Source organism: Epibacterium ulvae (assembly GCF_018678075.1).
GTDB lineage: Bacteria > Pseudomonadota > Alphaproteobacteria > Rhodobacterales > Rhodobacteraceae > Epibacterium > Epibacterium ulvae_A.
The window spans coordinates 1-20,230 of the sequence record NZ_JAHHIR010000054.1; the positions used below are offsets into that span (position 1 = coordinate 1).

The 20,230-nt window shown below is 57.3% G+C and carries 23 protein-coding genes; 9 read left to right on the plus strand and 14 right to left on the minus strand.

Translation table 11 applies throughout. The features are described from left to right. The 4 genes from KMP13_RS13635 to KMP13_RS13650 all read right to left on the minus strand — a co-directional run. Nucleotides 1–197 (minus strand): phage integrase N-terminal SAM-like domain-containing protein (locus tag KMP13_RS13635; RefSeq protein WP_215266405.1); only part of this gene is annotated, 197 nt, incomplete at its 3' end. Nucleotides 198–423: 226 nt separating this feature from the next. Next, on the minus strand, nucleotides 424–1,500 hold the full coding sequence (locus tag KMP13_RS13640; protein ID WP_215266408.1) for a 5-(carboxyamino)imidazole ribonucleotide synthase: 1,077 nt from the start codon (nucleotides 1,498–1,500) through the stop codon (nucleotides 424–426). Continuing rightward, complete coding sequence (gene purE, locus KMP13_RS13645; protein ID WP_215266410.1) at nucleotides 1,493–1,981, minus strand: 5-(carboxyamino)imidazole ribonucleotide mutase; 489 nt, start codon at nucleotides 1,979–1,981, stop codon at nucleotides 1,493–1,495. Before purE ends, KMP13_RS13640 begins: the two co-directional genes overlap by 8 nt. 501 nt (nucleotides 1,982–2,482) lie before the next feature. After that, nucleotides 2,483–2,707: a YdcH family protein gene (locus KMP13_RS13650; RefSeq protein WP_215266412.1), complete on the minus strand. Its 225-nt coding sequence runs from the start codon at nucleotides 2,705–2,707 to the stop codon at nucleotides 2,483–2,485. Nucleotides 2,708–2,886: 179 nt separating this feature from the next. Here KMP13_RS13650 and KMP13_RS13655 point away from each other — a divergent pair, with 179 nt between their 5' ends. From KMP13_RS13655 to KMP13_RS13665, 3 genes are all read left to right on the plus strand, one after another. Next, complete coding sequence (locus KMP13_RS13655) at nucleotides 2,887–3,300, plus strand: Hsp20 family protein (protein WP_215266414.1); 414 nt, start codon at nucleotides 2,887–2,889, stop codon at nucleotides 3,298–3,300. 6 nt (nucleotides 3,301–3,306) lie between these two features. Next, complete coding sequence (locus KMP13_RS13660) at nucleotides 3,307–3,531, plus strand: DUF1150 family protein (RefSeq protein ID WP_215266416.1); 225 nt, start codon at nucleotides 3,307–3,309, stop codon at nucleotides 3,529–3,531. Between the two features lie 148 nt (nucleotides 3,532–3,679). Next, nucleotides 3,680–4,570, plus strand: coding sequence for a PhzF family phenazine biosynthesis protein (locus KMP13_RS13665; RefSeq protein ID WP_215266418.1), 891 nt, complete (start codon nucleotides 3,680–3,682; stop codon nucleotides 4,568–4,570). On the opposite strand, the gene KMP13_RS20830 is transcribed toward KMP13_RS13665, so the two are convergent. Continuing rightward, nucleotides 4,564–4,692: a hypothetical protein gene (locus KMP13_RS20830; RefSeq protein WP_285895546.1), complete on the minus strand. Its 129-nt coding sequence runs from the start codon at nucleotides 4,690–4,692 to the stop codon at nucleotides 4,564–4,566. The two genes, KMP13_RS13665 and KMP13_RS20830, sit on opposite strands and share 7 nt — an antisense overlap. Before the next feature lie 163 nt (nucleotides 4,693–4,855). Further along, nucleotides 4,856–5,764 (minus strand): LysR family transcriptional regulator, encoded by a 909-nt coding sequence (locus KMP13_RS13670; protein WP_215266420.1) that lies wholly within the window; start codon nucleotides 5,762–5,764, stop codon nucleotides 4,856–4,858. Nucleotides 5,765–5,896: 132 nt separating this feature from the next. On the opposite strand from KMP13_RS13670, the gene KMP13_RS13675 reads away from it, so the two are divergent. Together KMP13_RS13675 and KMP13_RS13680 are read left to right on the plus strand one after the other, a co-directional pair. Beyond that, the gene (locus tag KMP13_RS13675) at nucleotides 5,897–6,685 is read left to right on the plus strand and encodes an SDR family NAD(P)-dependent oxidoreductase (protein ID WP_215266422.1); all 789 of its coding nucleotides are present in this window, start codon (nucleotides 5,897–5,899) and stop codon (nucleotides 6,683–6,685) included. Nucleotides 6,686–6,788: 103 nt separating this feature from the next. Beyond that, nucleotides 6,789–7,775 (plus strand): zinc-dependent alcohol dehydrogenase family protein, encoded by a 987-nt coding sequence (locus KMP13_RS13680; RefSeq protein ID WP_215266424.1) that lies wholly within the window; start codon nucleotides 6,789–6,791, stop codon nucleotides 7,773–7,775. Between the two features lie 150 nt (nucleotides 7,776–7,925). On the opposite strand, the gene KMP13_RS13685 is transcribed toward KMP13_RS13680, so the two are convergent. From KMP13_RS13685 to trxB, 4 genes are all read right to left on the minus strand, one after another. Next, complete coding sequence (locus KMP13_RS13685) at nucleotides 7,926–9,641, minus strand: bifunctional sulfate adenylyltransferase/adenylylsulfate kinase (RefSeq protein WP_215266426.1); 1,716 nt, start codon at nucleotides 9,639–9,641, stop codon at nucleotides 7,926–7,928. Between the two features lie 266 nt (nucleotides 9,642–9,907). Further along, nucleotides 9,908–11,584: an adenylate/guanylate cyclase domain-containing protein gene (locus KMP13_RS13690; protein ID WP_215266428.1), complete on the minus strand. Its 1,677-nt coding sequence runs from the start codon at nucleotides 11,582–11,584 to the stop codon at nucleotides 9,908–9,910. A 164-nt stretch (nucleotides 11,585–11,748) separates the two neighbouring features. Next, complete coding sequence (locus KMP13_RS13695; protein ID WP_215266431.1) at nucleotides 11,749–12,174, minus strand: hypothetical protein; 426 nt, start codon at nucleotides 12,172–12,174, stop codon at nucleotides 11,749–11,751. A 156-nt stretch (nucleotides 12,175–12,330) separates the two neighbouring features. Then, a complete protein-coding gene (gene trxB, locus KMP13_RS13700) occupies nucleotides 12,331–13,275 on the minus strand; it encodes a thioredoxin-disulfide reductase (RefSeq protein ID WP_215266433.1) in 945 nt (314 codons plus the stop codon). Nucleotides 13,276–13,510: 235 nt separating this feature from the next. On the opposite strand from trxB, the gene KMP13_RS13705 reads away from it, so the two are divergent. Continuing rightward, nucleotides 13,511–14,011, plus strand: a complete 501-nt coding sequence (locus tag KMP13_RS13705) for an Lrp/AsnC family transcriptional regulator (RefSeq protein ID WP_215266435.1) — start codon at nucleotides 13,511–13,513, stop codon at nucleotides 14,009–14,011. 140 nt (nucleotides 14,012–14,151) lie between these two features. Here the strand turns inward: KMP13_RS13705 and KMP13_RS13710 are convergent, their stop codons facing one another. The 4 genes from KMP13_RS13710 to lgt all read right to left on the minus strand — a co-directional run bounded on the left by KMP13_RS13710 (nucleotide 14,152) and on the right by lgt (nucleotide 18,458). Continuing rightward, nucleotides 14,152–14,946 carry a Hint domain-containing protein gene (locus tag KMP13_RS13710; RefSeq protein WP_215266437.1) on the minus strand — a complete coding sequence of 265 codons (795 nt, stop codon included), beginning with the start codon at nucleotides 14,944–14,946 and terminating at the stop codon, nucleotides 14,152–14,154. Between the two features lie 784 nt (nucleotides 14,947–15,730). Then, a complete protein-coding gene (gene pgeF, locus KMP13_RS13715; protein WP_215266438.1) occupies nucleotides 15,731–16,492 on the minus strand; it encodes a peptidoglycan editing factor PgeF in 762 nt (253 codons plus the stop codon). Further along, entirely contained in the window at nucleotides 16,489–17,556 is a 1,068-nt protein-coding gene (locus KMP13_RS13720; RefSeq protein ID WP_215266440.1) for a class I SAM-dependent methyltransferase, read from the minus strand. Before KMP13_RS13720 ends, pgeF begins: the two co-directional genes overlap by 4 nt. Further along, entirely contained in the window at nucleotides 17,553–18,458 is a 906-nt protein-coding gene (gene lgt / locus KMP13_RS13725) for a prolipoprotein diacylglyceryl transferase (RefSeq protein ID WP_215266477.1), read from the minus strand. Before lgt ends, KMP13_RS13720 begins: the two co-directional genes overlap by 4 nt. A gap of 97 nt (nucleotides 18,459–18,555) precedes the next feature. Here lgt and KMP13_RS13730 point away from each other — a divergent pair, with 97 nt between their 5' ends. From KMP13_RS13730 to KMP13_RS13740, 3 genes are all read left to right on the plus strand, one after another. Then, nucleotides 18,556–18,804 carry an accessory factor UbiK family protein gene (locus KMP13_RS13730; protein ID WP_215266441.1) on the plus strand — a complete coding sequence of 83 codons (249 nt, stop codon included), beginning with the start codon at nucleotides 18,556–18,558 and terminating at the stop codon, nucleotides 18,802–18,804. Nucleotides 18,805–19,141: 337 nt separating this feature from the next. After that, entirely contained in the window at nucleotides 19,142–19,399 is a 258-nt protein-coding gene (locus KMP13_RS13735) for a YjhX family toxin (protein ID WP_215266442.1), read from the plus strand. Nucleotides 19,400–19,714: 315 nt separating this feature from the next. Beyond that, complete coding sequence (locus KMP13_RS13740; RefSeq protein ID WP_215266443.1) at nucleotides 19,715–20,215, plus strand: YbjN domain-containing protein; 501 nt, start codon at nucleotides 19,715–19,717, stop codon at nucleotides 20,213–20,215. The last annotated feature ends 15 nt before the right edge of the window (nucleotides 20,216–20,230 follow it).

Sequence of the window (20,230 nt, forward strand, 5' to 3'; positions counted from 1 at the left end):
GTGACCCCGGAATCTGTCATGTGAAGCTGATAGGCACGCAGATCGTCAGGCGTGGCCGTGTCCGGTGACCTCTTCAGCAACCCGGCAAAATCCTTGATCGCCCGGATATGGGCCTTTTGCGCTTTATCGCCCATCTCATGGATGCGCATGTCTTCGATCATCCGCTCACGCAGCGGGGTTGTCTTCTCATGTGTCATGGAAACTCTCCTGTCCGTTGATTGAGAAGGCTCAATCGTCAGACAGGTTCGCTAGATCTCAAAATCCACACCGCCAAAGTCAGCGCACAACAACCGCAGCAAGCGCCATTGCCGCGCCAGCGGCTTCGTCCTTGTCCCGCGTTGCCGACGTAAAAGCAGAATCATTTGACGTTGGGCAAACCAGCGCCCTAGATTGGCGCTGCGTTTGTTTAATGAACCAAATACATCAGCCTTTCGCGCCGACGATCCGGTTGATGTGGCCCATTTTGCGGCCCGGTTTGGCTTCGGCTTTGCCGTACATGTGGATGGAGCTGTGTTTTTCCAGTGCGAGCTCTGCCACGCGGGTGACATCGTCACCTATCAAGTTTTCCATGACAACATCCGCATAACGTTCACCGGCACCCAAAGGCCAGCCCACAACTGCGCGGATGTGTTGTTCAAACTGATCCACCGTACAGCCGTTTTGGGTCCAGTGACCTGAGTTGTGCACGCGCGGTGCGATCTCGTTCACGATCAGACCGTCTGAGGTGACAAACAGCTCCACCCCCATGACGCCAACATAATCCAGCGCGTTGAGGATCTGACCTGCGAGCAGCACCGCGTCCATACGTTGGCTGCCAGACAGGCGGGCAGGCACCGTGGTGGTGTGCAAGATACCGTCGCGGTGCACGTTTTCGCCTGGGTCGAAACAGGCAACCTGACCGTCGGTGCCACGCACGGCAATGACGGAAACCTCGTGGCTAAACTCTACAAACCCTTCGAGGATCGCAGGCGCGCTGGACATATCCGACAGCGCCTTGGCGGCGTCATCGGGTGTCTTGATGCTGGCCTGTCCCTTGCCATCATAGCCAAAGCGCCGTGTCTTGAGGATCGCAGGCGCGCCGATGGTGGCGAGCGCAGCCTCGAGACTGGCCATATCGGTGATATCCGCAAAGGGCGCCGTTTTGAGGCCAAGCCTTTGCAAGAAGTTCTTCTCCGTCAGGCGGTCCTGGCTGACCCGCAGTGCTTCGCGGCCGGGGCGAATTGGTCGGATCGCCTCCAACGTGTCGAGCGCGGCGGTGGGGATGTTCTCAAACTCATAGGTGATCACATCGACATTGGCAGCAAAAGCTTTGAGCGCGGCCTCGTCTTCATAGGCGGCGGTTGTGATTTGATTGGCAACCTGACCGGCAGGCGGGGCCATACTGGGGTCAAAGATATGGGATTTGAAGCCAAGACGCGCTGCGGCAACCGACAGCATCCGGCCCAATTGACCGCCGCCGAGGATGCCGATGGTTGAGCCTGCGGGCAGGGGGCTAGTCATCGATGGGCTCCTCGGGAATGGAAGCAGAGAGGGCCGCGCGCCAGTCTTCCAGGCGCTGGGCAAGGTCTGCATCTTGATTGGCGAGGATCGCGGCGGCCAGTAGGCCTGCGTTTGCAGCACCTGCGGCACCAATGGCCATGGTGGCAACAGGGAAGCCCTTGGGCATTTGTACGATGGAATACAGGCTGTCGACCCCAGACAAGGCACGGGTTTGAACAGGGACACCAACGACCGGAACGCGTGTTTTGGAGGCTACCATGCCGGGGAGGTGGGCTGCACCGCCAGCGCCGGCGATGATCACCTGCAAGCCACGATCGGCGGCCGACTTGCCATAGTCCCACAGGCGGTCCGGAGTGCGGTGCGCCGAGACGATCTTGGCCTCATAGGGCACATTCAACTCGTCCAGAATGGTGGCGGCTTCCTTCATGGTGGGCCAGTCGGACTGGCTGCCCATGATGATGCCTACTTTTACATCGGCCATACGCGAAAGGCTCCTTTTGGGTGGCAGGTCACCGGGCGACAGAGCGGCGAGTGACGGTCATGAATGCGCGCGCACTATAGTGATGCTGGGCGGTGGCGCAATGGCTTGCGAGCGGTATTCACGCCGACCAGCGCTACAATACCAAAAGCCAAAGGCTCCCGCGCCCATCGCGATGCATGGCATGCACCTTATGGCCTTGGGCATGGCACCCTGCAGCAAGCTGCAGGGTGCGGTCGCGCCAGACAGCGCCGGTGTGCTAATGGCGAACCGACGGATCGTGAGTGCCCGCAGCGCAAACGACCGCAGGTCGGCAGCGCTGCTAGGCCCAACACCTTGTGTGGGCGGGGCATTTGCCCCGGCTGCGCATGGGGGCGGGAGCATGCCCGTGTTTTAAGTGGTAGATCTTTTTAGCAACGCCAAAGCGGTCCATTCTAGACCTTGGGCTTCCAGCTGCAGGCGCGCTGAACAACAGCGATGACCTGCCGCCAAACCCGCTCTTTGTCAGGCGATGATGTCCGGCGTAAGCCGGTCCTCGATCTGTGCGATCACGTCTTTCAGTTGCAACTTCTGCTTTTTCAGGCGGCGAATGGTCAGCTGATCGCTGGTCGCTTTGTCTTCCAGAGCCGTGATTGCTTCATCCAGATCGCGGTGCTGCCTGCGAAAGACCTCCAGTTCGATTTTCAAAACCTCGTCGGTTTTCATCGAAAGATCGTTTTGCGCATTCATTTCGTGACTCGGATACTGTGATTGCTACTTGTCCATTCATAAGGTTTTAACCGGTTTTTCGCTAGGCCTAGAGAGGGATGGCCTTGTGAAATCCGACAAACTGCCCATATTGGTCTGTATCAGGCAGCCGCTTTGGGGTCTGGTGCAAAGACGTCGCTTTGATTTGAAGGACGAGATACGTGTCAAAACTTACCTTGGGCTCTTACCCGCATATGTTGGGGTTTGAGCAATTGGAACGCCTTCTGGAACGCTCTGCCAAATCCGGCAACGAAGGCTACCCCCCGTATAATATCGAACAGACTTCGGATTTCTCTTATCGGATCACACTGGCCGTTGCTGGTTTTGCCGAAGAAGATCTGGCCATCACCATCGAGGATCGCCAACTGGTGATCCGCGGACGCCAAAGCGATGACAGCGAAGGCCGCGTGTTCCTGCACAGGGGCATTGCCGCGCGTCAGTTCCAGCGCATGTTCGTACTGGCAGATGGCGTAGAAGTGGGCGAGGCCGTTATGGAAAACGGCCTGTTGCATGTGGACCTGACCCGGTCCCGCCCGGAAACTGTGGTTCAAACGATCAACATAAAAAAGGGGTAACATCAGATGCAGGCAGAATTCGAAAACGTCACCGGCGTGCAGCGCGTGGTCTATGTCAAAGCCGTAGATGTCGCAGCCCTGCCGCAAGAGGTGCAAGACAGTGCCGAAGGGCGCAGCCAGCTTTATGCGGTGCATGATGACAGCGGCGAACAGCTGGCGTTGGTTGCCGACCGCCGCATGGCTTTTGTGCTGGCGCGTCAAAATGATTGCTCGCCGGTGCCTGTGCACTAACAGGCGCTGAACTACCTGCGCCGTCCCACTTTCGGGGCGTGGCATTCAGGTTGGAACGTAAAAATGTAAGCATACAAAGGCGGGTTTTGACCCGCCTTTTTGGGGTGCCTAGGCTCTGGGCAACAAATGCCAGAACGGGAACTGCCGCATGTCTACCACTGCTTTTGATTTTGACTGGGTCGATGCCTTTACCGACCGTCCCTTTGGCGGCAATGGCTGCGCCGTTGTGCATGGCGGCGCAGATCTGCCCGAGGCCGTTGCCTGCGCCTTTGTGCGTGAGACTTCCCTTGTGGAGTGTACATTTACCGGCCCCTCTGAGCTTGCCGATTTCAATGTGCGTTACTTCCTGGCCAGCCGCGAAATCCCGTTTGCCGGACATCCCACGATTGCCACGGTTGCGGCTCTGCGCAGTCGTGGCCTGGTTCCGGGCAGCCATCTGACGCTGGAAACACAGGCCGGGATCGTGGCGATATACCTCGACGGGGATGAGATCGAAATGACGCAGATCGCGCCTGTCTTTGGCACCATGGCCGACCCAAATCTGGTCGCCGCCGCAGTCTCGCTCCCGGTTGAGGCTATTGTTGGCCCGCCGCAAAAAGTCTCCACCGGGCTGCCGTTCTGCATAACCGTGCTAAAGGATCGCGCCAGCCTGGAAGCCGCTCAGCTGAACCTTGACGCGCTGGAACGTTTGGGCCAATCCATTGGCGTAGAGGGCATTGATATGATGGAACCTTTCCTTGTCAATCTGGAAGGCGCGACAGAGGCAGGTGACACGTTGTCACGGCTGCTGATGGCGCCACCTAGCCCACCAGAGGACCCATTTACGGGGTCCGCGACTGGTGCAATGGCGGCCTATCTCTGGCACCACGGATTGATGCTCAAGGACAGTTTTATCGCAGAACAAGGCCACGGTTTGGGCCGCCCTGGACAGGCACGGGTCACGCGTGTAGGATCATCCGACGCCATAACAGGCGTCAAAGTGGCGGGCCAGGGATTTGTCCTGATGTCCGGTGTCGCTTATTTGCCAAGTGCTCATTGACTATCTCGCCCCATCATCGCGGTGATCTCTTCCAACGAAAACCCAGTCTTCTTGGCCAGGGTGATCAGCGACAGATGAATCAGGGTTTGGGGGGCGAACAGGCGGCGTTTTGACAACCGCAATTTTTGTCACCTGTGTTGTGTGTGCCGAACCTCGGTCTGAGGGGAGGCTCTTACTATGCGGTGCAGGTCATAGGGCTCATGGCCTCGACCGTTGGTTAGGCCCTGTACGGTTGGCGCGATGCGGCAAAGGCGGCTTTGCAGCGTCCCTAACGGGCGCGTGCCTCTATCGAGCGGCCCAAATCGAGGATTTTCCGACCTTCTCCAGCAGGAAATCCATGAACACCCGCACTTTGGCCGACAGGACATTGGCCTTGGGGTAGACCAGCCACAGGGCCGTATCCTGGGAGGCGCGGTAGTCCGGCAGAACGTGGATCAGGCGGCCCTCACTCAGGTCCTGATGCACGCTCCAGCGCGAGTTCACCGAAATGCCGGCCCCGGCTACGGTGGCCAGTTTCTGGCTGAGACCGTCGTCAAAGATCAGATTGCACGCCGCAGCACGTGGGTCAAATGGCGCGATGTGCCCGTCCGTTCCAAACAGCGGCCTGCGTGCTAAGGATTTGAACGCAATGAGCGTGTGATCCATCAGGTCGCCGGCTGTACTGGGTGAGCCATGCTGTGCCAGATAATCAGGGGACGCACAGAGGATCCGTTCATCATCTGCCAGCTTACGCCCTTTGAGACTGGTATCCTCCAGCGGCATATTGCGCAGTGCCAGATCAAAGCTGCCCTCGATCAAATCATAGGCCGTATCGGACAGTCGCAAATCCAGGGTGACGTTGGGGTGGTCCCGCAGGAACTCGGGCAGGATGGGGGCGATGTAGAGCTGGGCAAAGGTGCTGGGCGCGGTAAAGCGCAACGTGCCCGTAGCCTGCGGTTGTCCAAGTCCAAGGGCTGCGCGTCCAGAGTCTTCCTGCGCCAGCATTTCGCGGGCAAAGGGCAGAAATTCCGCGCCTTCTTGGGATAGGGAAACCTTGCGCGTGGACCGATGCAGCAGATCCGCGCCGAGCTTATGTTCCAACTTCGCAAGCCGCGCGCTGGCCACCGCTGGCGCCATGCCCAATTGCCGACCGGCGGCGCTGATGTTTAACTTGTCTGCGGCCAAAACAAACAGGCGAAGGCTGTCAGTGTCCATATATTATATCCAAAATACGAATTATCCATCGCTAAATTGGGCATTTTTATTCGAAATTCAATGAATAGATTACTTGCAGACGAGCAGGCGACCATTTGCAGGGGCCTCAAGACGCCCATTCAGGAGAGTGTCATGACCAAGACGATTTTGATAACCGGATCCACCGATGGGATCGGCCTGCTGACGGCCAAGACGCTTGCGGCGCAGGGGCATCACATCCTGCTGCACGGGCGTAGCCCCGCGAAACTGGAGGCCGCAGTGGCCGAGGTCGGCGGTGATAGCGAGCCGTTCTTGGCGGATATGTCGCGGATGGCCGATGTGGTTGATCTGGCAGACGGCGTGGCGGCGCGCGCTGCCGGGTTGGATGTGGTGATCAACAATGCAGGTATTTACGAGACGCCCGAACCCCGCATGCCTGACGGGCATGACATCCGGTTCATGGTCAACACATTTGCCCCCTTTGTGCTGACACAGCGTTTGATGCCGATCCTGCCCCAAGAGGGTCGCGTTGTGAATGTCTCCTCTGCCGCGCAGGCGCCAGTGGATCTGGATGCGCTGGCTGGAACGGGGACGCTCGGCAGTTTTCCAGCTTACGCCCAAAGCAAACTGGCGCTGATGATCTGGACGCAAGAGTTGGCCAAAGAACATCCCAACGGACCCGTTGTTGTCTCGGTCAATCCGGGCTCATTGCTGGCGTCCAAGATGGTCAAGGATGGCTTTGGTGTTGCCGGCAATGATCTGGCTATCGGAGCGGATATCCTGGCACGCGCCGCTTTGGGTCCGAGTTTTGCCGATGCGTCGGGACAGTATTTCGACAATGACGCAGGCCAGTTTGCACCACCCCATGTTGCAGCCCAAAACCCCGACCATGTGGCCGAGGTGATGGATGTCATGAAACGCACCATAGCCACGCTGATGTAAGGCCGGCCAACCCCAAACAGAAAACCAACCCTCTCCAGCCTGTGGCTGCGCTTGGACCCATTCGGTCCGAGTGGTGAGGGATATTGTCAAAGGAGATAAAGACATGAAAGCAATGACACTTACGCAATACGGGCCAGAGGCAGCATTTCAACCCGTGGATCTGGATCGCCCTATTGTCACACCGGGTCATGTGGTGTTGCGGGTGGTCGCGACCAGTGTGAACACGGTCGATACGATGATCAAAACCATGGGCAAGGACCTGCCCTTGTCGCCCGATCTGCCTGCGGTTCTGGGGATGGATTTTGCCGGAATCATCGAAGAGGTCGGCCCCGGTGTGAGCGGCTTCTCTGTCGGGGATGAGGTCTATGGCTGTGCAGGCGGGCTTGCCGATCTGCAAGGCGCGCTGGCGGAATACATGCTGGCGGATGCGCGTTTGATTGCACTGAAACCAAAATCCTTGACCATGCGCGAAGCCGCTGCGCTACCGTTGGTTGGGATCACCGCATTCGAAGGCTTGCAACGTGCGAATGTGGCCGCGGGGCAAAAAGTTCTGGTCCAAGGTGGGGCAGGCGGCGTTGGTCATGTTGCGGTGCAACTGGCCCAAGACCTGGGCGCGGACGTCTTCACAACCGCGTCTGGCGCACCGCAGCATGAAATCCTGCGCGGCTATGGCGCGACGCCAATTGATTACCGTGTGGAGCAGGTCGCCGATTATGTCGCCAAACACACCGGCGGCGCGGGGTTTGATGTGGTGTTTGATTCCGTCGGCGGTGCCAATGTGGCCAAGTCTTTTGAGGCTGCCGCGTTGAACGGTCATGTGGCCACAACGGTGGCAATGGTGGAGCTGGATCTGACCCTGGCCCATATGAAGGGTCTATCACTGCATGTGGTCTTTATGCTGATCCCGATGCTACACGATGCCCACCGTGCCACACATGGTGCCATCTTGGCTAAACTGGCCGAAATCGCAGATCGCGGCGCGTTGAAACCCTTGCTCGACAGTCATGAGTTTGCTCTGGACGAGGTTGGTGCGGCCTATGAACGTCTGATGGGCGGCGGTGCGATGGGTAAGGTCGTGATCAGCGTCTGATCCAAACAGCATGAAACACCAAGCAAATGGCGGGCCTATGGCCCGCCATTTGTGTTTTGCCGGAGCATGCGCAATGCGTTCGGTTGGTCAAAAGAAAACGCCCCACCCAATGGGTGGAGCGTTCAATCTGTTAGACACTGAAGCCGAAGCTTAGCCTTTGATCAGGCCCATGCTTTCGAGCTTCAGGATCACCTGATGGGCGCAATTGTCCACATCTGTGCCTTCAGTCTCAACACGCAGTTCGGGGCTTTCTGGAACGTCATAGGGGTCCGAGATGCCGGTGAACTCTTTGATCTTGCCTTCACGCGCCAGCTTGTAGAGGCCCTTGCGGTCGCGGCGTTCGCATTCCTCGATCGAGGTTGCAACGTGCACTTCGACAAACGCACCATACTGTTCGATGCCCTGACGGACCTGACGGCGGGTGGTTGCATAAGGTGCAATCGGTGCACAGATCGCGATACCACCGTTTTTGGTGATCTCGGATGCGACATAGCCGATACGCTGGATGTTGAGGTCGCGGTGCTCTTTGGAGAAGCCCAGCTCGCTCGACAGGTTCTTACGCACGATGTCACCATCAAGCAGGGTCACCGGACGGCCACCCATCTCCATCAGCTTGACCATCAAAGCGTTTGCAATGGTGGATTTGCCTGAACCAGAGAAGCCAGTGAAGAAGACGGTGAAACCTTGGTCCGCACGTGGCGGTTTGGTCCGACGCAGCTCTTTCACAACTTCCGGGAAGGAGAACCATTCCGGGATTTCCAGGCCTTCCGCCAGACGGCGGCGCAGCTCGGTGCCCGAGATGTTCAGGATGGTGATGTCATCCTTGTCTTCGATCTCGTCGATGGCCTCATATTGGGCACGTTCCGCAACCCAGACCATATGTTTGAACGGCACCATTTCGATGCCCATTTCTTCTTGGTGTTCTTTGAAGAGATCCTGGGCGTCGTAGGGGCCGTAGAAATCTTCGCCCTGGCTGTTTTTGCCGGGGCCCGCGTGGTCGCGGCCAACGATGAAATGGGTCAGCCCGTGGTTTTTACGGATCAGACCGTGCCAAACGGCTTCACGAGGGCCAGCCATACGCATCGCCAGCGGCAGCAGCGACATGGAGGTGGTGGCTGCTGGATATTTGTCCAGAACCGCCTCGTAGCAGCGGACGCGGGTGAAGTGGTCCACGTCGCCAGGCTTGGTCATGCCAACAACCGGGTGGATCAGCAGGTTTGCCTCAGACTCGCGCGCGGCGCGGAACGTCAGCTCCTGGTGGGCACGGTGCAGCGGGTTGCGTGTTTGGAACGCAACGATCTTGCGCCAGCCCAGCTTGCGGAAGTAAGCGCGCAGCTCGTTTGGCGTATCACGACGGGCACGGAAATCGTAGTGCACCGGCTGTTGGATACCGGTGACAGGGCCACCGAGGTAGATTTTACCAGTCTGATTGTGCAGGTAGTCCACTGCCGGGTGGGCAATGTCATCTGCGCCAAAGACTTTTTCAGCTTCGACCGATTTGTTCGGCTCCCAGCTGTCTGTGACGGTCATGGTCGCAAGGATCACACCTTCCTGGTCACGCAGGGCAATATCTTCGCCAATTTCCAGCGATTGCGCGAAATCTTCTGAGACGTCCAGAGTAATCGGCATGGGCCACAAGGAGCCGTCCGCCAGACGCATGTTCTCAACAACACCATTATAGTCAGCTTCGCCAAGGAAGCCTTTGAGCGGGTTGAACCCGCCATTCATCAAAAGTTCAAGGTCACAAATCTGGCGCGGGCTAAGGTCATGGCTTTTGAGGCTTGCGGCCTCAACCTTTAGCTTTTGCGCGGACTCATACGATACATATAGCTCCGGAATGGGAGCCAAGTTACTCAATGTGGACATGCGAATTCTCTCATCGTTCTCGCAGAATTGGTCAAGGTAGGAGCCTTTTCCAATTGGGGGCATACAGGTAACAGGACGTTGATGTCCACCACACCAATGTAAAAAGGACAAGATGTGCTTCTGCTTGCTCATCTAGACCCGTGTTCGGCCTTTTTGATGAGCTTTAGGACGAGATTATGGGTTTTTTGCGAAATTCGGGTGGAATGTGTTTGTAAATCGCATATTACCGCCTGTTTTTCGGTCGGTCGCGTAACGATTGCGTGAAATTACCCCATTTGCGGTAGTTCGCCGCGTAAATATGAGGCGCTTTCTAACGGCCAGGCCCGCACCGGCAGCGACACTCCCCGCAGCTCGAACGTGCGCAGTTCTTTGCCGGCCAGTGTAACATTCGCCGCGCGCAGCAGGCTTTCGGACACTAACAGCTCGACACGCAGCTCTTTGCACATGGCTTCCAGTCGGCTTGCGGCGTTGACGGTCCCGCCGATGATTGTACGTGGTGCAGCGGCTCCGCTGCCGATTTCCCCAACAACCACCTGACCAAGATGAAGACCCATGCCAATTCTGACCGCTGTGTCACCGGCCGCTTCCAGGCTCTCATTGAAGGTTTTTAGGGCTTCAGAAATTCCACAGGCCGCCGTTAGGGCCGCCCGCGCAGACGAGCGGGGATCTGGGGTTTCAAACACCGCCAACAGACCGTCCCCCATGTATTTGTCCACATTCCCGCCGGCTTTGGTGATTTGCGGCACAATGGCATCAAAAAAACGGTTCAACAGGAAGACAACGTCATAAGGCAGCAGGCCAGCAGTGCGTTGGGTAAAGCCACGCATGTCCAGAAACAGAATTGCGATCTGACGTTCTTCGCCCTGGCTTGCATGTGCACGATGCCGCCCGCCTTTGGGGCGAAAAACCCGGTAGGCTGTGACAGGTTGGTCGGGCCGGATCTGGCAGGCCAGGCGCATATTGGGTGATGCCTTGACCGCCTGCAGTGACCGGGCCTCTGCCAGCGATGGGGGCGGCAAGGTCTCAGCACCTTCTTCGATGACCACACGGCAGGTGGTGCAGCGCCCTTTGCCACCACAAAGCGCGGTGTGGGGCACGCCGTGGGTTTGCGACATCTCTAACAGGGTCATACCGCGATCCCCGTCCACGATGGGGCCGCCGACATAATTGATCTTTACCGCGCGGCGGCGACGCATCAGGCGACGTAGAACATAGAGTGCTGCAAGCGCGCCCAACAGGATCCAGTAGGACTGCACGCTGCCGTCCATCAACTGCACCAGAAAACCACGCGCCTCTCCATCGGGCCAATTGAAATCGGCGCGCATTTCTGCGGCAAACCCGTCCTCATAGGCAAGATCGGCCAGACGGCGTCCTTCGACCAAAAAACCAGTCAGCGCGAAGAACGGCACAAAAACAGCGACCCCGATCGCATAGGGAATGATCGCCCGCCACCAGTTCGCGAGGCGCAGCCAGTGATGCAGACCAATGCAGCCGTGCACCCAGACAACCAGCAACAGCGCAGATTGATACCAAGCGGACTGGCTGCCCCAGATCAGCAAGATCATATAGCCGTATTCGTCATCCACGCCAAAGATCTCATGCGCGAAGCGGGTGAAGACAATATGGCCCAGCAATTGCAGTGGAATAACAAGCCCAAGGATAACCTGAAGCCACTGATGGGTCGGCATGCGTAACGTGCGGCGTTGCACCAGCCCATAAAAGGCCAGGCCCGCGTGCCCCAGAAGCGCCAGACCCAGGGCAATGGACCCAGGCAGGCTGCGCGTCACAACAGTGCGCGCATCCTGCATTGCATCCATCCATTCAAAGGATATCAGCCCCAAGCCCAGATTTACGAAATGCAGGAAGGAATAGAATAAAAGGATCAACCCGGTGATGATCCGCCACTTGGTAACCTGGTCACCGTGCCACAGCTGTTTTGCCAAATGCCCCTCCGCTCGCGTTTGTTCTATAACTGTGGCGCTGGGCGGCGGGGGTCAAGTCACTTTGCGTTCCGAGGCTGCGATGGTTTGAAACTTACAAAAGGGCTATGGGTGTATGGCTGCCCGTTTCGGTGGCACACAAACGCGCCACCGATGTGGTTAGTATTTTATGATGGGATCAAAAGGTAGCTCAACGCTGAGGATCCCGCAGACAATTCCCGCTGGGCCGCGCTGCACAGATCACCATTGCGCTCGAGGTAAGCTTCACGATGGGCTCTTGATGCCTGCAGGATCTCTTGGCGTCGTCCGATGGCAGAGAACGATCCACGTCCCAAGGCATTGCGACGCTCATTCAGCTCCAGGTCCAGGCTCACGTTTTTGGACAATCCTGGGCATTGATTGTGAATATTGCTGGCAAGAGACGAGGTTTGATAAAACGCGACAACCGGCATGTTCAACAGTTGCTGGTGGCGTGGGTCCGAAGTCGCGGCACTTTGCCAGACCTGCGTGGAGCTGTTTGGTGTGACACAGGCGGAAAGTAAGGAAACAATGGCAACTGACGCAGAAACGGTCAGGGTTCTATGTAAATTCATGGTTCTATCCAGTGCGTTAAAAAACTCAGTTCTGGGTGGAACATGAATGAGCGAAAATTTTGGCAAGAATACTGCCATAAGATGAACGATGCGGTTTTTAACTCACATTGAACCAAAGGCGGCGATGACAATACCCGCCGCCTTTGGCAATTTGGGTCAGTCTTCCTGCTCAGCCAGGAAACGTTCGGCGTCCAGCGCGGCCATGCAACCCATACCGGCCGAGGTCACGGCCTGGCGGTATTTGTGATCCGTCAGGTCGCCAGCCGCAAAAATGCCGGGCACCGAGGTCTCGGTTGTGCCGGGTTTGACCGAGACGTAACCGCCGTTGTGCAGCTCCAACACGTCTTTGACCAGCTCGGTCGCCGGGGCGTGACCGATGGCAACAAAGACACCTTTGCACGGCACGTCGTTGATTTCGCCGGTCTTGACGTTCTTGACCTTTACGCCTTCGACGCCCAGTGGCGTGTCGGTGCCGTAGACCTCATCCAGTTCGTGGAACCACAGGGTTTCGATCTTTTCGTTTTTCATCAGGCGGTCTTGCAGGATTTTTTCGGCGCGCAGCTCGTCGCGGCGGTGGATCAGCGTAACCTTGGAGGCGAAGTTGGTCAGGAACAGCGCTTCTTCGACAGCGGTGTTGCCGCCGCCGATCACGACAATTTCTTGGCCGCGATAGAAGAAACCATCACAGGTCGCACAGGCAGAGACGCCGAAGCCTTTGAATTTCTCTTCGGTCTCAAGACCCAGCCATTTGGCGCGCGCGCCAGTCGCCAGGATGACTGCTTCCGCGGTGTAGGTTGTGCCGCTGTCGCCGGTGGCCACAAAGGGGCGCACGGTTGTGTCGAGGTTGGTGATCAGGTCACCCACAATGTCACAGCCCATCGCAGCCGCATGTTCCTGCATTTTGACCATCAGGTCGGGGCCCTGGACCTCGGTAAAGCCAGGGTAGTTTTCCACTTCGGTTGTTGTGGTCAACTGGCCGCCTGGCTCCATGCCCTGAACCAGTACCGGTTCCAGCATCGCACGGGCGGCATATACCCCCGCGGTATAGCCCGCAGGACCGGAGCCGATGATCAAAACCTTGGTGTGGCGCGTCTCAGACATATGAATTCCTCAAGTAGCAAAACGGGCTTGCCGTCCAGTTGCGTTGCATATAGCTGCCGCATGCGGTTGCTTAAACCCCTTAGAATGCGCAAAGACCAACATCCTATCATTGACAGATTGCCGGTATTTTTGTTCTTGCTTTGACGAAAGAAGAATAATGCTGCGCGGCTGTGAAACAATATTGCGCAAATAAGCTGGGTTGCTATAACAAACCTGATTTTACGGGAGCATGATAATGGTCACTACGCGACTGGATCCGATTGATCGTATGATTTTGTCGGAGTTGCAGGCCGATGGGCGCATGACCAATGTGGAATTGGCAAAGCGTGTTGGCATTTCTGCGCCACCTTGTCTGCGTCGTGTGCGCGCGTTGGAAGAGGCCGGGTTGATCCGCGGCTACCATGCCGACGTGAACGCGCGCGAACTGGGATTCGAAGTGCAGGTTTTTGCAATGGTCGGGCTGGAAAGCCAGGCCGAGCATGAATTGAGCGCGTTTGAACAGCAGTGCCGCAACTGGCCGTTGGTGCGTGAGTGTCACATGCTGAACGGTGAGGTGGATTTTATCCTGAAATGCGTGTCGCCGGACCTGTCGACCTTTCAAAGCTTTCTGACCGGGCAATTGCTCACCACGCCAAATGTCGCCAGCGTCAAAACGTCTTTGGTCATTCGCGGTGCGAAAGATGAACCGGGCGTCCCATTTGAAACGCTGGAAGAGCGTTTGGCGCGCGAGGCATAAAGACTGGAGGAGCATCACTTGGTGCGCGTCTTCCAATCGCTGCAGGTGGCAGCACCAAAAAACCGGGGCTTGTTGACCCCGGTTTTGTTTGTTCAATGACCTGTGATGTTTGGCAGCCGACCAACTTGAGATTGCTGCTATCAGACCATCGACGGCGGCATGTTGCTCTTGGCATCCGGCATTTCCATACGGGGATGACACAAGGGGCCAAAATCCGCAGCCGTCTCAATATGGGTGAACAGGTTCAGATAGAGCGTTCTAATCGCATGGCTGACCAGTTTCAGCGCGTCTGGTCCGGGGTGATAAGTCTCAAACGGAAGACCGCCGACCCGAATGACGCAATGCTGAGGCAGGCAAAGATGGTACATTTCGACAGGCGTCGGAGGCGCCGTTTCAACGATGTTCATCCCATCCAGGAATTCGCCCACCGGGGTTAGCAGCCCCTCGGTGGTTTCGTCTCCGCGCAGGTGAGCAGGGGTGCGCATGAGACGGGCGGCCGGACCTGCGACAACGCAGGCGGCGGGTTTTGCAAGCCCGAGGCTGTCGGGCATAAAGCTGATCAATTGCTGACGTTCGCCGCGCGCATTGGGGCGCGTCGGCAGAATTGTCGTACACCCTTTCCAAATCAGCGGCTGCGGTTCTCCGTCGATGTTCATGACCTCATCCCCAGGCAGGAGGTCTTCGACAGCGATCGGCCCATGGGTCGTATCCAGCAAAGATCCGCGACAAAAGGCGGTGAACGCCTGTTCGAACAGCGGCATCGCGGGCGCCGTATGGCGGGTCTCGGCGATGTTGCCGTTGGGCAGAAGGCTCATCACGTCATAACGCCGCAGCTGCGGTTTCGTCGCGCCACGCATTGATGCCGGGTCCTGCAGCAGGGCCTGGGATTCAACTAAGTTTGCCGCTGCGCGTTGCAGCGAGTAAGGAATGGTCATCTAAAACGACCCTTTTTGTTTGCACCACGCAAAAGCAGCCAGTGTTGTACACGTCCCCATCCCAGCCATGGCAGAAGGCCAGCGGGAAGCATGGGACCTGTACAAGTTACACAACCGTGAGGGTCGGTTCTGCAACATGGACTGCGATGTCCTGCTTGGCTCCGATTTGCAATCGACGTTAGGCGAAATCTCCTAACGAATGGTCATCATCCGAATTTTGCCGGCTCAGACGGGGAGGTCGTCTGGTGCTGTGGCGTCTGCACGGGAAAGCATCTCTTTCGCGCAGAGGTCGATTTCATTGAAATCGGCACTTAACAATTCGCATCATGCACTTTTGCGTTGCGGAGCAAGGTCTTGGTTTCGTGGAGCTGAAGTACCGCGTGTTGAACCGCGTGCAATTACAAGAGGGGCTTTGTGCGCGCGGGCAATGGCTATCACGGATTTCAAAAAACGGCTTTTCATGTCTTCTCCTTAGTCAACTCATCACACAAACAGGGTATTAAAGGGTTATTGTTGTTTACCTTATGGGCGGGGTTTGTGCCTGCATTGTGGCGTGGCAGAGGAAATAGCGAGGTGGCGTAAATCTTACGGCCATTTTGCCACCTTTGTTTTACTCTTTTGATTTTCTGCAATAAAATAGTATTTGCGCTAACTTTAAGGGCGCAATTTCTACGTCAAATGAGGCTGAAACAGGTCCGTTAACGTTCTGTTCGCGAAAATGTCGCCAAATTTCATTAAGTTTTACGTTGCGGCATGCGCGTAGCGTCGCAATGTAATGTGATCGTCAAAGGCGAATGCAGGAAATTAATCTACCGTAATCGACTTCGCTCGCGTGGGTCGTGCGGCGATAGGAATAAAACCGCGCCGCGTCTTGATAAGTGCAGTGGCCTGTCCATGCGGCGGAGGCAATTCCGGCTGCGTTCAATTTTGACAGCCCCAGTCCGGGAAGGTCGAACATATACCGATCGCCTTTTCCGGCTTGGAAGAAATGGCTGTTGCCGGGGCTTTGAGACATGAAGCTGTCAAAAAACTCGGGACCCACTTCATAAGCGGCTTGTGAAATGCTGGGACCGATGACGGCGCGGATCTTGTCGCGGCGGGCACCGATGTCCACCATCGCGTCAATGGTGGCTTCCAAAACGCCATCCAAGGTGCCGCGCCAGCCCGCATGGGCCGCTCCAACCACACCGGCGTCGGGTTCCGAGAAAAGAACCGGCTGGCAATCCGCTGTCAGAATGCCCAGTACAAGCCCCGGGACATTGGTCACCATCCCATCGGCGCGGGGGCGGTCCTCGCCTGATTGGGGTTCGACAATTGTGGTAACGGTTGGCGAATGCACTTGATGAATGCCGATCAAGGCGTCCTCAGACGCGCCCATCGCCTCGGCCACGCGTGCGCGGTTGAGGGTCACAGCCTCGCGCTGATCGCTGGAGCCCAGGCCACAGTTCAACCCGTCGAAAATACCAGATGACGCACCGCCTTTGCGGGTGAAGAAGCCATGGGTCACAGGCGACAGCAAGTCCGAGGTCAGAATTTCCAGCGTCATACGTCCAATCCGGGTGGGGGTGTCAGCGCCTTGGGGAACAGTCCCATGACCTTGAACAGATTTCCCATTTCCTGCGGGTGCGTCAACCGTCGATGTGCGGCAATCAAGTTTTCCAGTGCGTCACCGCTGAGGGCGGCGGCCAAACTTTGCGCGCGGTTTGTGATGCCGAGCCGTTCGAGAAAGATCCCCTGTGGCGTGATCCGGGAAAAGGCGCAGTTGGCAGCCGCCGCCGCAACCGTCAGCGCCTCAAAATCCACATGGGTGGTGAGATCCGCCGCGCCGGGGTCTTGCAATGGGTCTGTCGGCGCATGGGCCCGCAGCGCTTGCAAAGTATCCCCAAGGGAGCGCCAATCGCCATAGTCAATCACTAGCGCCGCACCGCCATGGGTCGCAATCCGGGTGCAGACTTCCGTCATAATGGGATGCGCCGTGGTGCAAATCTCGACCAGGTCGCCGACTTTGGTGTCGTCCAGCCGGTGATCCAATGCGGGTTGCGGCGTGGGCTCGGCCAGACCAAAAGACAGGGCCCCGTCCGTGAGGCCGACGCGTTTCTCAGCCCAGCCCATGTCCTGGCGGATAAACTGGCGCACAGGCAGCGCGTCAAAGAATTCATTGGCCACCAAAAATAGTGGTTGCTGCGGCAGGTCTGCGACGTGATCGCTCCATGTCACCGGGTAATCGGCCAGGGCGTCTTTCTGCGCGGCACGCAGGGTAGGGGAGGCCTCGATCAGGTGGAGTTGAAGGGCGGCGTGAAACCCCGGAACACCGCGGGTGGCGCGCAGGACATCCCCCATCAAGGTGCCGCGACCGGGGCCAAGCTCGGCCAGTGAAAAGGGGGCAGGGGAGTCCTGGTCCATCCAAGCCTGCGCCAGTGACAGGCCGATCAATTCGCCAAACATCTGGGAAATCTCGGGCGCTGTGATGAAATCCCCCTGTGCGCCCAGGGGATCGCGGGTGGTGTAGTAGCCAAATTCCGGATGCAGCAAACAGTCCGCCATGTAATCGGCGATGGACAAAGGGCCGTCGGTGATGATCCGGGATTTCAGGTGGTCCAACAGGCTCATGCGCGCGCCTCTTTGCTGTGAACACTACGGGCGCGCAGCACAAAATAGACGCCAAGCGCGATCATCGGCAAAGACAGCGCCTGTCCTTGAGTGAGGCCATACCCGTTAATATGCCACGCCAGCCCCAATGGGTTGCCAAGGGAGACGAATTGGAAATCGGGCTGGCGGAAGAATTCCACCAGAAACCTTGCGCAGCCATATCCCGCGAGAAACACGCCAACCACCAGCCCGGGGCGCAGGAACGCATGGCGCCGGTAGACAAGGAACAGAATGAGTGCACCAAGGACGAGACCTTCCAAGGCGGCCTCATACAGCTGGCTGGGATGGCGCGCGCAGATGTCGCCCACCGCTTGGCCGCAGTTTTGCGCGGCGCGTCCCGGAAAAGCGACGCCCCAGGGCAGGGTGGTCGCCCGCCCCCAAAGCTCGGCATTGATGAAATTCGCAAGCCGCCCCAGCATCAGACCCGGAGCCACGGTATGGGCCACCAGATCCGCCATCTGTATTTTGGGAATATTGTTCAGTGTCGCATAGACCCAAGAGGCGACAACAACACCCAGCAATCCACCATGAAACGCCATGCCGCCCTGCCAAATCAGCAAGATCTCCATCGGGTTCGCCAAATAATAGGCCGGTTGATAAAACAGCACGAACCCCAACCGTCCGCCCAGAACCACGCCAAGGATGATCCAGGTGATCAGATCCTCCACCTGTTTCGGCTGCATCGGCGCAGTCTGACCTGGCCACAGCGCTGGGCGTGTCACGGCCATAACAGCCAGCCTCCAGGCAATCAGGATACCGGCGATATAGGCCAGGGCATACCAACGCAGGGCGAATGACGCGCCGCCGATAGAGATGGAGAAGATCTCGGGCGAAATTTCGGGAAATGGGATCAAAGCGTGCATATTGGGTGAATGCCTTTGCAACAGGTCCAAAGTCAACGGCTTGCCGTTGGCGATTTGCTTGCCCATATAGGGGGTAAGCTTCACACGGAGAAGACATATGCAGACTCGCAATAAGATCCTGGACGATATTTCGCAGCTGATGACCAACGCCATGGGCGTGGCGCAGGGTGCGCGCGACGAGGCAGAGACCGCCGCCAAAAGCCTGGTGGACCGCTGGTTGGCCGACCGCGACTTTGTTACACGCGAAGAATTCGATGCGGTACGGGCCATGGCCCAGAAGGCGCGCGAAGAAAATGAAGCGTTGAAAACACGTTTGACGGCGATCGAAGAAAAGCTGAACGGCTAAGGCTCCTTCCGTCGATCTGACATTGCATCGCGTGCGATGTGTGGCGCGTCCTTTTTGGGCGCGCGCTTTTTTGTGGCTGACTGTGGGGTCCGTTTCCCCATTGTGATCCCGCCGACACATGTTGTGACATGTGTTGATCCACCGAAATGTTTGGCCTTCTCATCCTGCGACGTGCGGGTTTAAAGGGGGGAGAAACCAACCCAATTCGGGAATTGTTGATGTTCGGGCTTGCCGCTCACCACTGATCCCTTGCTTTCTTTGCAAGGTCTCACCTGTCACCGCTGGGCGCTCTTGTGTCCGGGCGCTGTGGCGTTGTGGTTTGACACAGGCACTTACAATGAACATCTCAAAAAACGAACAGCGCGTGTTGCACGCGTTGGCCCAAGGCGGCCAGATCCGATATCTACGCTCATCCAATGGCCGTGTGGTCGAGGTCACCTGCTTTACCCGTGACGGTATGGTTTTGACCAATTGTACCTTGGAGGTCTTTGGCAAGCTCAGACGGAAACGGCTGATCGAATCCAAAAACTCGAACCCTTATCGGATCTCTGAACGTGGGCGACGCTCTGTGCGCGCGCAATTGGACAACCGCTGAGGATACATCTGGCTTCGGGGGTGGGCGCGGGCTCACCCCGACTTGCTCTTACGGGTCATTGATGCTGGCGTTTCGCAGCCCACCGCTCTGTTTGCGGTGGATTTTCGCTCCATAGGGCGTGGGGCGATATTTTGCGCGCTTCCACAGATCATCCACAACTTATTGTCGTTATCCCCAAATAAAGGGTTGCCAGATCCTTTCTGCATCTTCACCATATTTTGTAGGGAGGCGGCATTCTGCCCCTTTCTATTGAGCAGAAAACTAACCGTTGGGGTGCTGCCACGCCCGATTGTTAGAAGCGAAAGAGGTGGACCCATGTCCCTTTCCGAGCAACAACTCTTCGAAGATTCCCATCCAATTGATATTGTCGAACACCTGGCGTCACATCATGAGTGGGATTTCGACCGGATTGCCGATGATCAGATCGCTATGGCCGTTGAAGGCCAATGGCGGACCTATTCATTGACACTGGCCTGGTCGGATTACGAAGAAACCCTGCGTATGGTCTGCAGTTTTGAGATGGACCCGCCCCAGGACAAATTGTCGGGGCTTTATGAACTGATCAACAAGATGAACGATCAGTGCTGGACCGGTGCATTTACCTATTGGCCGGACCACAAACTGATGCTGTATCGCTATGGCTTGCTGCTGAGCGGCGGCCAGACGGTGACCCCCCAACAGATCGACAGTCTGATGAATATGGCTGTGGCCAATTGCGAGCGCTACTATCCTGCGATCCAGCTGAATGTCTGGGGCGAGCGAAAGCCCGAGGACGCGATGCAAGTCGCCATTGCAGAGGCCTACGGCCGGGCGTAATGATTTGTCCCAAAC